The 678-nt window shown below is 72.7% G+C and carries 1 pseudogene; it reads left to right on the forward strand.

What is annotated here, in order from left to right:
• Positions 1–601: pseudogene (locus tag KBX53_RS34945) on the forward strand (M17 family metallopeptidase); the annotation flags it as partial.
• Positions 602–678: the final 77 nt, after the last annotated feature.

A 678-nucleotide genomic window follows, 5' to 3' on the forward strand; every position in this document is an offset into this window, starting at 1 on the left:
GGGTGCCGCCGCGCTGCGACTGCCGGTCCGGGTCACCACGTTGGCCCCGCTCGCCGAGAACATGGTCAGCGGCTCGGCGTTCCGCCCGGGGGACGTCATCCGGCACTACGGCGGCACGACCAGCGAGACGACCAACTCCGACGCCGAGGGTCGACTGGTCCTCGCCGACGCGCTGGCGTACGCGGTGCAGCAGCTCAAACCGGACCTGCTGCTCGACCTGGCCACGCTCACCGGCGCTAACTCGGTGGCGCTGGGCAAGCGCACCGCCGCCCTGTACAGCGAGAACGACGAGCTGGCTGCCGGCGTGCTGGCGGCGGCCGAGGCGGCCGGCGAATCGGCGTGGCGGATGCCGCTGCACACCGACTACGTCGAGTACCTCGGCAGCGAGATCGCCGACCTGTACAGCGCACCGGCACAGGGTGCCGGCTCGGTGCTGGCCGCGCTCTACCTGCGCGAGTTCACCGGCGAGCTCCGCGACCGCTGGCTGCACCTGGACATGTCGGCCCCGTCCTGGGCCGACGGCGACCAGGCCGAGGTCAGCCGCGGCGCCACCGGCTGGGGCGTTCGGTCGCTGCTGCGCTGGCTCGCCGACGTCAACTAGGGCCTGTTTCATAAGGGCGGCCGAGCCGAGGCGGAGTCCGGGCGGCGATCCGGCAAGGCGCGGTTTCGTCCGGATAC

It is taken from the genome of Micromonospora sp. M51 (genome assembly GCF_018070305.1).
Taxonomy (GTDB): Bacteria; Actinomycetota; Actinomycetes; order Mycobacteriales; family Micromonosporaceae; genus Micromonospora; species Micromonospora parva.